The sequence below is a fragment of the Pradoshia sp. Z4_20 genome (genome assembly GCF_058216035.1).
Window position 1 is genome coordinate 707580 of the sequence record NZ_JBZAJD010000002.1, and the last position, 16264, is coordinate 723843.

13 protein-coding genes are annotated in these 16264 nt (G+C 38.3%); all 13 read right to left on the bottom strand.

Annotated elements, in window-relative coordinates:
- Nucleotides 1-408 precede the first annotated feature (408 nt).
- Nucleotides 409-4161, bottom strand: a complete 3753-nt coding sequence (locus tag AC4BHP_RS09410; protein ID WP_490551921.1) for an AAA domain-containing protein — start codon at nt 4159-4161, stop codon at nt 409-411.
- Between the two features lie 328 nt (nt 4162-4489).
- On the bottom strand, nt 4490-4846 hold the full coding sequence (spoVAE, locus tag AC4BHP_RS09415; protein ID WP_066101378.1) for a stage V sporulation protein AE: 357 nt from the start codon (nt 4844-4846) through the stop codon (nt 4490-4492).
- A 22-nt stretch (nt 4847-4868) separates the two neighbouring features.
- Nucleotides 4869-5885, bottom strand: coding sequence for a stage V sporulation protein AD (spoVAD, locus tag AC4BHP_RS09420; RefSeq protein WP_490551922.1), 1017 nt, complete (start codon nt 5883-5885; stop codon nt 4869-4871).
- 1 nt (nt 5886) lies between these two features.
- Nucleotides 5887-6366 carry a stage V sporulation protein AC gene (gene spoVAC, locus AC4BHP_RS09425; RefSeq protein WP_066101382.1) on the bottom strand — a complete coding sequence of 160 codons (480 nt, stop codon included), beginning with the start codon at nt 6364-6366 and terminating at the stop codon, nt 5887-5889.
- A 12-nt stretch (nt 6367-6378) separates the two neighbouring features.
- Nucleotides 6379-6849, bottom strand: a complete 471-nt coding sequence (locus AC4BHP_RS09430; protein WP_066101385.1) for a hypothetical protein — start codon at nt 6847-6849, stop codon at nt 6379-6381.
- A 365-nt stretch (nt 6850-7214) separates the two neighbouring features.
- On the bottom strand, nt 7215-7793 hold the full coding sequence (locus AC4BHP_RS09435) for a hypothetical protein (RefSeq protein WP_490551923.1): 579 nt from the start codon (nt 7791-7793) through the stop codon (nt 7215-7217).
- Nucleotides 7794-7986: 193 nt separating this feature from the next.
- Nucleotides 7987-8844 (bottom strand): nickel transporter permease, encoded by an 858-nt coding sequence (gene nikC / locus AC4BHP_RS09440; RefSeq protein ID WP_066102359.1) that lies wholly within the window; start codon nt 8842-8844, stop codon nt 7987-7989.
- A gap of 57 nt (nt 8845-8901) precedes the next feature.
- Nucleotides 8902-9909, bottom strand: coding sequence for an ABC transporter permease (locus AC4BHP_RS09445; RefSeq protein ID WP_066101395.1), 1008 nt, complete (start codon nt 9907-9909; stop codon nt 8902-8904).
- 75 nt (nt 9910-9984) lie between these two features.
- Nucleotides 9985-11583 carry an ABC transporter substrate-binding protein gene (locus AC4BHP_RS09450; RefSeq protein WP_490551924.1) on the bottom strand — a complete coding sequence of 533 codons (1599 nt, stop codon included), beginning with the start codon at nt 11581-11583 and terminating at the stop codon, nt 9985-9987.
- Nucleotides 11584-11596: 13 nt separating this feature from the next.
- Nucleotides 11597-12592, bottom strand: coding sequence for an ABC transporter ATP-binding protein (locus AC4BHP_RS09455; RefSeq protein ID WP_139891422.1), 996 nt, complete (start codon nt 12590-12592; stop codon nt 11597-11599).
- The gene (locus AC4BHP_RS09460) at nt 12570-13589 is read right to left on the bottom strand and encodes an ABC transporter ATP-binding protein (protein ID WP_490551925.1); all 1020 of its coding nucleotides are present in this window, start codon (nt 13587-13589) and stop codon (nt 12570-12572) included. The genes AC4BHP_RS09455 and AC4BHP_RS09460 overlap by 23 nt, the downstream gene beginning before the upstream one ends.
- 295 nt (nt 13590-13884) lie before the next feature.
- Complete coding sequence (fabI, locus tag AC4BHP_RS09465; RefSeq protein WP_066101403.1) at nt 13885-14664, bottom strand: enoyl-ACP reductase FabI; 780 nt, start codon at nt 14662-14664, stop codon at nt 13885-13887.
- A gap of 108 nt (nt 14665-14772) precedes the next feature.
- On the bottom strand, nt 14773-16134 hold the full coding sequence (gene mgtE / locus AC4BHP_RS09470; protein ID WP_066101407.1) for a magnesium transporter: 1362 nt from the start codon (nt 16132-16134) through the stop codon (nt 14773-14775).
- Nucleotides 16135-16264: the final 130 nt, after the last annotated feature.

Below are 16264 nucleotides of genomic sequence, written 5' to 3' on the forward strand. Positions count from 1 at the left end.
ACTTCACCTATCTTTCACCCGCCTATCCCCCGGTATAGCCCGGGCATAGGTGCCTCATAGGTCGGTTATAGCTGCTTTTCCCAGAACTTCACCTACCTTTCACCCGCCTATCCCCCGGTATAGCCCGGGCATAGGTGCCTCATAGGTGGGGTATAGCTGCTTTTCCCAGGACTTCACCTACCTTTCACCCACCTATCCCCCGGTATAGCCCGGGCATAGGTGCCTCATAGGTGGGGCATAGCTGCTTTCCCCAGGACTTCATCCACCTTTCACATACCTTTATCCCACCTATCGCACAATTTTGGCGCATACACAAATACCCCGGCCATCGCCGGGGTATTATATTTTAATAGGACTCCAGTTTAACTCGTTAATAGCAGTCTTTGGAATTAGCTACTCCTGGATTAATCAAATTTCACTAACTTTCTTTTTTAATTCTTCGTTTCTTAATAGTTCTTTCACCTTTTGATCCATTCTTTCGATTTCTTGAGCAGGGGTTTTCCACCAGTTTCTACTCCAGATTCTTTCGATTGTCCATCCTCGGCTTTCAAGGAATCTTTGACGATAGATATCCCGTTCTTTTGCATTGGCCGAGCTATGGTACATTGCTCCATCACATTCAATCCCCAAAATATATTTGGAAGAATCATTAGGATGGACGATGGCCATATCGATTCTGTACCCGGACATTCCTACTTGCGTATGGACTTCATACCCTAAATTTCTTAATTGATTATAAACCTGTTCTTCAAAGGGGGAATCAAAATGCAGTGCCAGTTCTTGTACATGTGTATTTACATTATCGTTAATTTCTTGGACAACCGACTGTATTTCCTCTCTGTTAGTACGTGAAACGGCTCTTACATATTTTAAATATGATTTAAGAAGCTTTGGTCCAATTTGTGCTGTGCCCGCAACATTCAGCTCTTCCGGCTCGATACTAGATACTACAATAATACGTTCCTTTGCTCTTGATACGGCTACATTCAATCTATTTTCTCCACCATATTGGTTAAGCATTCCGAAGCGATTATAGACCTTTCCTTCTTCATTTTTAGCATATCCTATGGAGAAAATAATGATATCTCGTTCATCACCCTGAACATTTTCAATATTTTTCACAAATACTCTTTCATCCAGTTCTTTTGACATCACTTGATTATAAGCAACATTGAATTCTTGATCGTTTGCAGCCGATTTTTCAATGATATCCAGTATTTTGGTTTGCTGTTTGGCATTAAAAGTAATAATACCGACAGTTTTATCGGGCTGCTTAATCAATGTTCCTTTTAATAGTCTATAGACCTCAAGTGCTTCTACTTCGTTTGATTGATTGATCCATCTGCCATTCACTTTTTTCCATTGGATAGCTGGAGGATCTTTTAAAGGCTCGACATTGGGAGCAATCTGAACATGTCCATTATAAAAAGCATGATTAGAAAAGTTAATGAGTTCCTCAAATTTCGAACGATAGTGCCACTGAAGAATTTTTTCTGGAAACCTTCTTTTCGCTAGATTTAATAAACTTTGCGATTCATCAACATCATATTCTTCTTCATCATCTTCATTTACAAAAGATGACTGGAACATATTAAATGGCGGCAATTGCTTTTCGTCTCCAGCGACAATTAATTGTTTTGCTCTAAAAACGGCAGGAAGACCGCTTTCCACTGTACATTGAGAAGCTTCATCGAAAATTACCAAATCAAATAAATCATCATTTAACGGGAAAATTGAAGAAACTATTTCGGGTGATGCCAACCAAACCGGCATTAAATTCACAAGACCCTTCTCAGTAAATTCATTCACTAATTTGCGCAGTGGCCAAATCATCCTCTTTTTCCCTGCCTGATGTTTAAGATCTCTCATTTCCCTCGGGTAAGCTTTCTTAAGCTCCTCGACTGATTGTGTCAATTGATGAATTAAATATTGGTTAGCAACTTCTCTTTTTCGGTCAACCAGTTGACTAAACTTTTCCCGTATCCTTGAAAATTCGCTCGTTGAAATCTTCTTAACTTCAGGATATTTATTTTCCGTTTCATCAATCCAATGAATATATGCCGAGTTTTTAAATAACTGGACCCAGTACTCCGGTAGAGCTTGTTCAGAAGCAGGACTTTTCATGCTGAGTTCTTGAATGATTTTCTTCGTGACCTCTGAACACTCTTCCCAATATGAATCCATTTGCTGTAAGTGCTCAAAATCTTGATGAATATACTCTAATAATTGATCTAATTCCTGTAATGGAATATCTCCATCCGCAATTCTGCTTTGATAATTTTCGATCACTTTTTCATCGAAATATTTTTTTAGCTGGTTGATTTCATCAGACATTTTCTTTGTTTCTTTACCTAATTGATTCATAATTATAAGGGCTTGCTTAATTTTGATCCAGTCTGCAGAACTTGTTCCTTTAAATTTTCCGCCCTCTAATAACTCTTCGATAATTGCTTTACCAGAAAAAGAGGTCCACCACCATATTCTCAAGCCTTGCAGTGTCTTTTTACCAGTACCCTCTAAATCAGGATAAATGCTATCTAACTTGTCACCTACCAGCCATGTATACGCAGGTGTAATTTTTTTGTAATCTAAGGAATCCAAATAATCAGAGGCGTTCTTCGCTTTCACAATTAAATCATTCAGAAGTTCTACTAGGTTAAGCTTATCTTTAATGGAAAATCGAGCAAATGATTTACGCTTTTTCAATTCGTAAGACTCGCTGCCGAATCGCTCGTACCATTCTGCATAACTGTATATTTTTCCGCTGATCTCATCTAATATATCTTTATTTAACTCACTTAAGACAGGTTTTAAATTTAGCATTTTGCTCATATTATCTAATGGTGTTGCTTTTCCGTATAAATCATACAAACGATACCCAAAATCCTGGTACTCATAAAGCCCTTTAGCAATATCATTTAATAGCTTTTCATGAGTAAACAAGCTATTTGATGTAGATTTTAAATCTTCAAGTGACCGATCAAATAATACTCTATTAGTCTCAAGAACAGCACTAATTTTATTATAAAGCGGCTTTCGATCTGTTTTTTCATCATGCACCAAAGCTATATGATTGGATAATCTCAGCCCGTCTAAGCGTTGGTATACTACATCTAGAGCAGCCCTTTTCTGACAAACTACTAATATTTTCTTTCCCTGACTAAGTGCGTCTGTAATTAAATTAACTATAACCTGGGATTTTCCTGTTCCTGGCGGTCCGTGAACAACAATCCCTTTCTTATATCTCGCTTCTTTTAATATTTCCTCCTGTGACCCATCCGTAACAAGCAAATTCATTATATCCGGTTCTTCATTAGTCTGATTATCTTCATTGTTTATATCTTCTGCTGACTCAAACTCTTGTGGTTCTATCAATTCACTGACTAACGATGATAGATTAGATTCTTCTGAAAGGTCTATCAAGGCATCAAAGTCTTTAACTAGTGAAGAACCCCCTTGTGGAAAGTTCCCGATAATCGCATTTTCCAATAGTACAATTCCAGTGGATTCAGGAATTTCATCCCTCTTATATTCTTTTAACTTTGTGAGTCCTTCATTAGAAAATGAAAGATTAATATCATGCGCCCTGAAGAAAGTATCCCATTTTTCCCTCTCATAAGACTTAGCGATTTCTGCAGCCTCTTCGAAAAATTCTTCGGTAAACTGGACACTATTTAATTTCTTAAACGCCAAAAATAAAGTTCGATTGATTTGCGGACCACCTTCTTCCACACGAATGATCCATCTCTGTGTATTTACCTTACTTTTTTCTAAACGAAGTGGATATAAGAATAGGGGAGCCTGAAAAAAAGTCCCATCAGAGAGGCTTCCTGATATAAAGGGGTAGCCTAAATAAAAGTCGTGAATACCTGTTTCTTCTTCAATTCCTTTTATATTTCGCAATAAATCTGTGAGTTTTTTCGAAATGACCATTGAATCTTCATTCTCTATTGTTGGCTTAAGTAACGTAATTTCACCTTTAGACTGCATGACGATTTTCTTTACAATAGCTTCACTGATTTTTTCATTATTGTTTGATAACTTATCTAGTTCAGTTAAATCAAAACTCCATTTATTGTAGATTTTCAATAATCGAATAGAGCGATTACGACGACTAATATCATTCAATTTATCTCTCATATGAATTAGTTTTTCTTTCACCGTTTTACCTTCTTTCCAGATAAAAAATTCTACACCTCAAAAAGGAAGAGCATGCGCCCTCCCCATAACTTATTGTTTAATACAGAATATATTCAACGGAATTGGAGTGTTAGATCTTCTAAACAGGTATCAATTATCGGCTTTTTCAATTTTATAATACCATGAAAATGGAATTTTTCTTCCAAGTTACACAAATTACCAATCATACATTCCACATGCTGTTACTAGCCCTCTCCAGCCCTCTTACAACCGCTTTTGCATCCATCCATTTAACATTTAGAATACATACAGAATCCCCTTAGTCATAAACTTAAGGGGTTCTCTTTCATTAACCTTTTGGTTTAAAAATCAAGGCTGCGATAAATCCAAAGACTATCGCTGCCGTTATGCCTGATGATGTAATTTTAAACATTCCGGTTAACACGCCAACGATGCCATGCTTCTCTGCTTCCTCTAAAGCACCGTTAACAAGCGAATTCCCAAAGCTTACTATCGGAATAGATGCCCCAGCACCTGCAAAATCCAATAATGGTTCATACCATCCAAAACCACCCAATATAGCGCCAATGACAACAAATGTCGAAAGAGTATGGGCAGGCGTTAATTTTGCTACATCAAATAGAAGCTGTCCAATCACACAAATAATGCCTCCTACAACAAAGGCCCAAAAAAACATTGCCAGCATATATGCTCCTCACCTTTCAACGCTATAGTCTTTCAATAGCAACTGCGTGTGCTATACATGGAATGGACTCCCCTTGCTGGAAGGTCAGCGGAGAAAGAAGCGCTCCGGTTGCTGCCAGTAAGATGCGTTTATATGTACCCTTTCTCATTTCATTAAGTAAATGGCCATATAGAACAGTCGCGGAGCATCCTGCACCGCTTCCACCTGAATGTACGGGTTGATCATCCTTATAAATCATTAAACCGCAATCCTTAAATTTTTCTTTATTTAGCTTTAAGCCCTTCTGCTCCAGTAAATCAATCGCAGTGTCATGACCAATTTTTCCAAGATCACCTGTAACAACAAGGTCATAATAGTCCTCATCAATATTTAAATCCCTGAAGTGATGATAAATCGTATCTGCTGCAGCAGGTGCCATCGCGCCTCCCATATTAAAGGGATCCTTCAATCCCATATCAACAACTTTACCGATGGTTGCACTGGTTACAACGAGCTTACTTTCAGATGAGTTATCATTTTCCTCCACTAAGGCAACTCCTGCTCCCGTTACGGTCCATTGGGCAGTAGGCGGTTTTTGACCGCCATATTCTGTCGGATACCTAAATTGCTTTTCTACGGTTGTATTATGGCTTGAGGCACCAGTTAATATCTTGTTGGCACCGCCATAATTAATAATAAAAGATGCCAATGCCAAGCCTTCCATAGTTGTTGAGCATGCACCAAATAGCCCAAAATATGGGATGGCCAATGTCCGGGCTGCAAAGCTAGTAGGTGTGATTTGGTTAATTAAATCTCCCGCAAAGAAAAATTGAATATCACGAGTTTGTAATTTCTTTTTATCCAAAGCTTTTTGAACCGCTTCCTCAATTAATACACGGTTCGCTTTCTCATATGTTTTCTGATTTAGCCACAGATCATCATGAATAATATCAAAATCATCAGCCAAACGGCCATTGCCTTCAAAAGGACCGACAGCTACGCCTGTAGAGGAAATGACAGGATGATTATGCAGCACCCAGGTTTGTTTACCAGTTAGCATATTAACCTCCTATAACCATTAGATAGATTTGCTTTACTAATGCAACGACAAATGCTGAAAAAACACCATATAGGATTACAGTTCCAGCCAATTTAAATATATTTCCTCCTACCCCAAGCACAAATCCTTCTGTTCTATGCTCAATCGCTGCTGAAATGACGGAATTACCAAATCCCGTAACCGGAACAGCACTTCCCGCTCCAGCAAATTGGCCAATTCGATCGTAAACCCCAAAGCCTGTTAATAACATAGCTAAAAATATCATCGTTGCTACAGTTGGGTTACTGGCTGTTTGCTCAGTAAAATTAAAATAAAATATATACATATACGTAATAACTTGTCCTAGTAGACAAAATAGTCCACCTACAAAGAATGCCTTAATACAATTCTTTACAACAGGACGTTTTGCTTCATATTTTTGTTCCAGCTCTTTATATTTTTGTTGTTCAGGGGTTAGTTTTTCATTCTTTTTATTTGCCATATGTACACCTGCCTATGCCATATCCTTCTGTAGTTTCATTATTTTATCAAACCATTTTCCAGCTTTTTTCTTGGAGTAACCTTTATCCTTCACATTCACGATTAACTCGACTGTTTCAAGAAATATTTTCATATCACTTGATACAGTAAAATCAAAGGATTTAAAGCTTTTCTTTAACTCCTTATCTAATTTACTTTCGATACTTTTCATTCGAAAGCGTTGCATATGCTTAACCTTGTACGCAACCAAAATATCTTTATTCTTTTGGACAACAGCCACATCGTAGATTTCTTTATGGGAAGCTACTTTCTCTTTTATTTTCTCTAATGGTGCCTTTGAATGATCACCAAGATAAACGGGATCTTGATCCACGGATTGAATAAGTGACATCTTGGCTTCTTTACTGCTTGAGTCACCGGAACATCCGCTTACTATTGTGAAAAACATAGCTATAATTAAAAATACAGAAATCCTTTTATTCATAGCACCTTCACCCCCTCATTACAAATTGAAATTATTATCCTGTATTGTTTGTTAAACACAGCATTTTATCCAATTTATTTGGAATAACATTAGATGTAGCTTAATTGCTGCATAACAACCTAAAATAAAAAAAACTGCTGACTAAACAGCAGGTTATGGTTGTAAACGACCTTTTTTATTATTTTTTGTACATCCACAGTTTTTTTTCTTTTGCTTGGAAGGCGTTCTCTTGATTTGGCTTGCTTTTTGTTTTGGTATCTTCATAAAAGGGGTCCTCCTTCCCTGATTAGGACTCATACAGTATAAGTATGTAGGAAGGTTTGGTTTGTCTAATACAGATAACCAGATTCGATTACAGAAGTATTTTAAAAACGAACTATTTTTATTTCTTTTATTTGCCGCAATGTATATTTAATCCATTTCTTCCCAAACGCAACTTTAATATAAACATAATCCCCCTTCACTTTTTCAATCGTTCCCCTCAGCCGCTTTCCATCTTCCACTATAAAATCGCACACCGGGCTCGACATGAGCGACGGCATTTTGGAGAGATAGGTGACTAATTCCTCCTTCGTCATATCCTCTATACGTTTACGCTTTGTTTTCCCATTAGCTTCACTTGCATCTAATAAATCAGGCTCCCGTTCTTTCAGCGATTCAGTAAATTGTTTCTTTTCTATCTCAAAGCTTAATAAAGGGGGCTGCTGCTGCAAACTATCATCACTATTTCCCTCTTCAAGTCCTTCACGCGAATTATCTTTATCAGCAATATGTTGTTCCCATTCCTGTTGCTGATTAATTTTATGCATTAATTCTTTAGTCGCAGCATTTGTAAAAAAGTCATCTATTTCCACAATTTCTTCTTCACGCAATCGTCTCATTATTTGCTCCTTATCAAGCCAAGCATTTGCTGGCAGTGCACTATTAATCTCATTATGGCTCATATAGTTACCTCCTTAGCTTCTATCTGCTATATATATGTGCAAAAGACTGTAGATATATCTGAGCTCCCCTCTCTGCTGAAAGCGTTAATTATGGTTTATCATGACATTGCCTGCCCATAGCCAATTTTTCACACAAAAAAACCGCTCTCTAACAATTGCAGAGGAGCGGTTCATACTATTTTTATTTTCTTATTTAACGCTGTTTCATTTTTGGATCAAGGGCATCTCTCAGTCCATCACCCAATAAATTAAATCCAAGGACAGTTAACATGATAGCCAATCCTGGGAAAAAGAGCGTTCCGGGAGCCTGTACTAAAAAACCCTTCGAATCCGCCAGCATTTTTCCCCATTCAGGTGTCGGTGCCTGTGCTCCCAAACCGAGGAATCCAAGCGCCGCTGCTTCTATAATTGCTGTTGCAATCGCCAATGTTGCCTGAACAATAATTGGTGTCATACTGTTTGGAAGGATATGACGAAAGAGAATTCTTGAATCCTTCATACCAATTGCGTTGGCTGCCATAATATATTCCTCTTGTTTAACACTCAGTACTCTAGACCTTATGAGGCGGCCAAAATTCGGAATATTTATAATGGCGATTGCGATCAGGGCATTTTGCAGAGATGGCCCTAAAATAGAAATAATCGCGATTGCCAATAAGATACTTGGAAAGGCAAGAAGGATATCAAAAAAACGTGAAATAATTGTATCAATCCATCCGCCATAATATCCGGCTACAAGCCCCATAATCGAACCTACTATAACAGAACCCAGTACAGAGAAAAATCCAACGGATAAGGATATACGCGCACCGTATAATATCCGTGAAAGAATATCCCTCCCAAAGTCATCTGTTCCAAACCAATGTTCAGCAGATGGCGGTTTTAAACGGTCTGTCAAACTAACCTCCTTATATCCATAAGGAGCAATAATCGGAGCTAATAATGCCAATAATATAAAGAATAAGACGATACCAAGGCCCACCATTGCCAAACGATTACGTTTAAAGGCAGCCCATGATTCCCCCCATGGAGAAACCACTTTTTCATCCATTACCAATGGTGTCTCTTCTGTATTTCGTACTAATTCCCCCAATGTCTACACCACCCTTTATTTGGAGTATTTAATTCGTGGATCGACCAATGCATAAAGGAGGTCGACAACTAAGTTAATGAATACAAAAGCAGCCGCAATCAGTAAAATACCAGATTGAATAACAGGATAGTCACGATAGCCGATTGCTTCATATAAATAACGCCCTATGCCCGGCCAAGCAAAAATAGTTTCTGTCAGAATAGCCCCTCCAAGAAGTAATCCTGTTTGCAGCCCTATGACAGTTAAAACCGGAATAAATGCATTTTTCAAAGAGTGCTTGTACACCACCCAAAACATACTGACACCTTTTGCACGTGCTGTACGAATAAAATCTGATTTCATAACTTCAAGCATAGTCGATCTTGTCATCCTAGCAATAATGGCCATTGGAATAGTTGCTAAAGCGATACTTGGCATAATCAAATGCTTAACCGCCACAAAAAATTGATCGAAATCACCTTGCAGCAACGTATCCACCAAATACAAATTAGTTATCGCATTGATTGGATCTCTGATATCTTCACGTCCCGTTGTCGGTAACCAACCCAGCTGAAGGGAAAAAGCCCATTGCTCCATTAACCCCAGCCAAAAAATAGGCATGGATACTCCAATTAAGGCTAAGATCATAGCTAAATAATCAAACCAGGAATTTGAAAACCACGCACTGATGATGCCGGCGTTTACACCAATAACGATGGCAATAATCATCGCAACTAGCGTTAATTCTAGCGTAGCAGCAATATATGGCCATATCTCACTGGTAATCTCTGCATTCGTTCTAATGGATGTACCCAAATCACCGGTAAACAAATTCTTAATATAATCTATGTATTGAACATACCAGGCTTTGTCCAATCCAAGCTCTTGAGTTAAAACTGCAATGGACTCTTTTGTTGCCCTTTGCCCTAAAATAACCTGTGCCGGATCTCCAGGAATGGCTCTGACAATGGCAAATACAATCAGCGTCATTCCAAACAGAACCGGTATAACAGACAGAATCCTTTTCATTGTATAAGAAAACATCTGTATGCACCTCCATAATAAACAGGCGCCCCTATATGAATCATCCATGTAAAGGCGCCCTTACTTAACACAGTTTTACTTGAATTCTACATTCTTTAAAATATCTGATCCGGTCGGATGCGGTACAAGTCCTGTTAAATCAGCTGATGCTGCCAACAAAGGCGTTGAGTGAACGAGCGGAATCCACGGTGCATCTTCATGGATAATTTCTTGAGCCTGTTTATATAGCTCATTCCGTTTGTCTTGATCAACAATTGTTTGCGCTTCAATTAAAATGTCGTGGAGCTTATCATTCGCGTAATAGGAATAGTTGTTAGATCCGATTGAATCTTTATCAAGCAATGTATAGATAAAGTTATCAGGGTCTCCATTATCACCTGTCCAGCCCAGCATATAGGCCGGGAACTCGCCAGCTGCTGCCTTTTCAAGGTATGTAGCCCATTCTACAGTTTGAATTTCTGCCTTAACTCCAATTTTTTCAAAATTTGCCTGAATCGCTTCTGCAATTTTCTTTCCTTCTGGTATATATGGACGCGGAACTGGCATAGCCCAAAGATCCATTTTAAATCCATCCGGATAACCAGCTTCTTTTAATAATTCTTTTGCTTTATCTAAATCAAATTCATAATCCTGAATTTCATCGTTATAGCCTTCCACTGAATCCGGCAGAGGATTTTTCGCTGGTTTTGCCATTCCTAAATAGAAAGCATCAATGATAGCTTGCTTATCAACGGCATGGCTTAAAGCCTGACGGACTTTTGGATTATCAAATGGTTTTTTCGTTACATTAAAGCCAAGATACCCAACGTTCATGGAAGGACGTTCAATAGCCTGTAAATTTGCATCTCCTTTAATTGTTTCAAGGTCTGATGGGTTTACACCGTCCATCACATCAATCTCACCGATCTTTAATGAATTCAAACGTGCCGAGTTATCAGGAATCGTACGGAAAATAATTGTTTTTAATTTTGGCTCTCCGTCTACATAATAATCTTCATTCTTTTCAATAACGATTTTGTCATTTGCTTTTTCTTTAAATTTATACGGACCGGTACCAACTGGATTTTCCCGGAACTTATCACCATCTTTTTCAACTGCAGTAGGGCTGGCAATTCCAAAACAGCTCATTGCAATATTTTTAAGGAAGGTCGCCTGAGGTCTTTTCAAGGTAAATTGAACAGTCGATTCATCAACCGCTTTTACTTCCTTAATGACATGCCCTTCATCTTTTTTATAGCCGCCAAACATGCTGTAATATGGAAACTGATCAGCATCGCCATTCATCCATCTGTTAAAGTTGAATACTACTGCTTCTGCGTTAAAATCAGTACCATCATGAAACTTAACGCCTTTTTTCAATGTAAATGTATATGAAAGACCATCATCAGAAGCCTCCCATTTTTCAGCCAATCCAGGTTGCAGCGTCGTATCCTGTTTACCGTAAGTTAGCAGTGTATCAAAAATATTAATCGTGACTTTAAATGACTCTCCTTCGGTTGTCGTGATTGGATCTAACGAAGTGGAATCACCGCCACGCCCAAAAACAAGTGTATCCTTTGTATTTCCTTTCTCATCACTGCCTCCACCTTCAGTCTCCTTGTCGCCAGAATTACATGCTGCCAGTACAACGCTTAGCATTAGAATACTGACCATAGCCAATAAAAGCTTTTTCATATGAAACCCCCTCTTATATTTGTTTATTATCATTGCTGTCATGTTCACCATGGAGATGACATGCAGCATAATGATCCCCTTTTATTTCTTGGTATACTGGATTAATAGTCTTACAAACTTCCATTGCATGCTGACATCTAGTATGGAATGCACAACCACTCGGTGGATTGGATGCGCTTGGGATGTCTCCAGTTAAGATGATGGATTCACGTTTAATATCAGGGTCTGGTATTGGTACTGAAGATAATAAAGCTTGTGTGTACGGGTGAAGAGGGTGTTCGTATAACTCTTCGCTGCCCGACAATTCTACCATTCTCCCCAAATACATGACTCCAACGCGATCACTAATATGCCTGACAACCCCCAGATCATGTGCTATAAAAATATAAGTAAGTCCAAATTCTTTTTGGATATCCTTTAACAGGTTTAGTACCTGGGCCTGTATGGATACATCAAGCGCAGAAACAGGCTCATCTGCAATAATTAATTTAGGTTTTGTCATTAGGGCTCGGGCAATACCGATCCGCTGACGCTGACCGCCACTGAATTGATGGGGATAACGTTTTAAATGATAGGAACTGAGTCCCACAACATCTATCATTTCTGCTACCCTATTTGCCCGCTCCTTCTTATTGCCAATGCCATGAACAATTAAAGGTTCTTCTAATATTTGCTGGACGGAATGCCTCGGATTTAATGACGCATAAGGATCCTGAAAAACCATTTGAATATCACGTCGCACTTGTCTAAGCTGCTTTTTTGACATAGACATGATTTCCTTATCTTCGAAGACAATACTTCCTTCTGTTGGGTCAATCAATCTCATTAATAATCTGCCGGTTGTTGACTTTCCACAGCCACTTTCCCCAACAATCCCAAGAGTTTCCCCTTTTTTCACATGAAAGGATATATCATTAACGGCTTTTACTTCACCAATCTTCCTGCTCAAAACTCCTCCATTGATAGGGAAAAATTTCTTCAGGCCTTCAACTTTTAATAGCTCCGTCATGATGGATGCCTCCTTCCTGTCCCTGATATAATAGGCACCTTACCCATTGATATTGGGGAGACACCTTTTGTAATTCCGGAGTCATTGTGGCACAGGCAGGCATGGCATATTCACAACGCGGAGCAAATACACAGCCATTTTGAATCATTCCTGGTTTCGGAACATTACCTGGAATGGAATATAATTTACTATCTTTCTGCCGGATGTCAGGTACAGATTTCAGTAATCCTTTTGTGTATGGATGTTTAGGATTTTTAAATATATCCCTGACCGTTCCTTCCTCAACAATTTTTCCTGCGTACATAACAAGAACGCGATCGCATATTTCAGCCACCACTCCAAGATCATGAGTAATGAGAATGATTGATGTTTCAGTTTGATTATTTAAATCTTTCATCAGCTTAAGAATTTGGGCTTGAATGGTAACATCAAGTGCCGTAGTGGGTTCATCTGCAATCAATATGTTTGGTTTGCAAACCATGGCCATCGCAATCATAACCCTCTGTCTCATACCTCCTGATAACTCATGTGGATAATTTTTCATTAAATCAGCAGCCCTAGGCAGTCCTACTTGCTTTAACATTTCCATACATTCAGTACGCGCCTTAACTTTATTACTGTTTCTATGCAGCCTGTATGCTTCAATCATTTGTTGGCCGATTGTAAACAAAGGATTAAGAGAAGTCATCGGTTCCTGAAAGATCATAGATATCCGATCCCCGCGAATTTTCCTCATTTTTGATTCAGATTTTTTCAATAAATTGTCTCCCTCAAAATTAATGACTGCCTGGGGATCAACAATAGCCGGCGGTTGTGGAAGCAGTCCCATAATGGATAAAGAGGTCAAACTCTTCCCACTTCCTGATTCACCAACAATACCAAGAATTTCTCCTTTATGAAGTTGGAAATCGATATTCTCAACTGCAGGAACCAATTTTCCATCATCCATAAAAGAAACGGTTAAATGGTTTACATCTAAAACCACAGTGTCATCCAAGCCATTCCCTCCTGCGTAATATTATTATGTAATTTATTAAAATATTTAAAATATTATGATTTATTATGTCACAGCTTTTCCCAATTGACTATCATTTTATTAGAAATTTATAACATTTTTATTGTATAGGAGAATAATGTTGGATCTTAACACAATAATGAAGGGGGAACAGTTCCACATTATTTAGGTGATTGATTGACTGATTTACACAGTAACACTTTTCGTAAAAAAACAAAAAAACTCTCTATTTCAAAAGCGGTTATCAAAGCCACCTTGCAATAGAGAGTCATTTTATTTATAAGCTTAAGATGTGATACCCTGAATCCACATGGATATTTTCTCCCGTAATTCCCCGGGACAATGGACTGAACAGGAATAGGGCTGTGTCTCCCACTTCCTCCTGGGTTACTTGTCTGCGCAAAGGTGCACGCTCTTCAAATACTTTTCGAATTTCATTAAAATCGCCTACACCTTTGGCCGACAAGGTTCTGATTGCTCCTGCTGAAATAGAATTTACTCTTACGCCGTTAGGCCCAAGATCATTAGCCAAATATTTCACACTTGCTTCAAGTGATGCCTTAGCCACACCCATGACATTATAGTTTTGGACTACTCGTTCACCGCCAAGATAAGTAAGAGTAACGATACTAGCCCCTTCATTCAGGATTTCTTTTGCTGCTTTTGCAACAGCTGTTAATGAATAAGAGCTAATATTTTGGGCCAATAGGAACCCGTCCCTCGTCGTGTTCATATACTCACCTTTAAGCTCTTCCTTATTGGCAAAAGCAATACAGTGCGCAATCCCGTCTATCTTTCCATATTTTTCTCTAATCGTAGCAAAACATCCTTCGATTTCATCATCTTTTGTAACATCACATGGCAGGACGAAGGTCTCTTCTCCACCCTCTAAGCTGTTTACAAGGTCATAAACACTCTTTTCCATACGTTCCCCTGCATATGTAAAAATTAATCTAGCCCCAGCCTGGTAAAGTGAATTAGCTATACCCCAAGCTATACTTCTTTTATTTGCCACACCCATTACAACAATGGTTTTCCCATCCATACTTAAGTTCATAGGAAGGATTCCTCCTTAAATAATTAACACAAGTTATTAGTACCTACTACTAATTTAAACTAAGTAAAGAAGAATCGCAACCATTTTCTGTTTTTTCAGCTAAATATATCATGTGAGATAACCCATAAAGAGAGTAGCCATTCCAAAGTAAATAAGAATACTTATTAAGTCATTAATGGTCGTAATAAATGGTCCTGAGGCTACAGCAGGATCAATATTCATCTTATGCATCAATAAAGGCACAAGGCTACCCGCTAATGTGGCGACAATTAATGTTACCAGTATGGAAATACCAACGAGGGCAGCAAGAATTAGTTCACCTTTCCAAACATAAACGATAATGGTAACCACGATTCCACATGATATTCCGGTTATAAGTCCTGTTCCCGCTTCACGCCAAAGGAGCTTTAGCTTGTTTTCATCCTCAATTTGCCCTGTAGCAATTCCTCTCACTATAACAGCCAAACTTTGTGTACCTGTATTCCCAGCCATCCCTGCAATTAAGGGGATGAACACCGCCAGAATTGCCTTTTTCGATAAAGTTTCTTCAAATTGACCGATTAAATTAGCGGTAATCATGCCTAGAAATAATAATATAATCAACCACGGCAGTCTTTTACGGGCAGATGAAAAAGGACTTTTATCTATGTATTCCATATCGGATACCCCTGCTAATTTGGAATAATCATCGGAAGCTATTTCATACATAACATCAATCATATCGTCAAATGTTATAATGCCGACCAGATGATGCTGAAAATCAACAACCGGCATCGCCACAAAATCATAGTCTCTCATTTTTCGAGCTATTTCTTCCTGATCATCGCTTACTTTCACCGAATAGACCTGTTTGTTCATTAATTCAAAGACCATTGTATCATCATCTGCCACAATCAAATCACGCAGGGATAGTACCCCTGTTAATTTTTGCTTTTCATCCATAACATAAATATAATAAATTAATTCAGCATCCTGTGCTTCCTTCCTCACTAGTTTCATGGCAGATCCTACTGTTTGATTCTCTGCAATGCTTATAAATTCAGTCGTCATGATACTTCCTGCAGTTGATTCCTCATAGTGAAGCAAATGCATGATATTTTGCGATTGTTCTTCATCCATTAAAGACAAATAACTGATTATTTGTTCCTTATCCAAATTACTGAGCAAATCAACAGCATCATCCGGATGCATTTCAGCTAAAATAGAGGCGGCATATCGAGGATCCATTTCTGCTAAAATTCTCTCTACAATCTCTTCTTCATATTCATAAGCAAGATTCCCTATTAGCTCTGCCATTTCATCCGGTGAGAGAAAGTGATGAACAGTTGCCCGTTCTTTTTCTTCTAAATTCGCATAAAACTTTGCCTGATCATAGGGGTGAATATCTAAAAATATAATCCGAAACTGTTGGAGGTTCTCTTCTTTTAATAAACGCAGTAAATCTCTTTGCTTGCTTTCCTGAATTTCCATTTTAGAGGTCACCATACCTTTTTTTATGTCGTTTAAGGCGTATCTATCATACCCTTTACAATTTCCTAAATAGATATAATTGAAACCCTTTAAAAAAGGGTAATATAGAGGTAATAGAAGGAAGTGATGC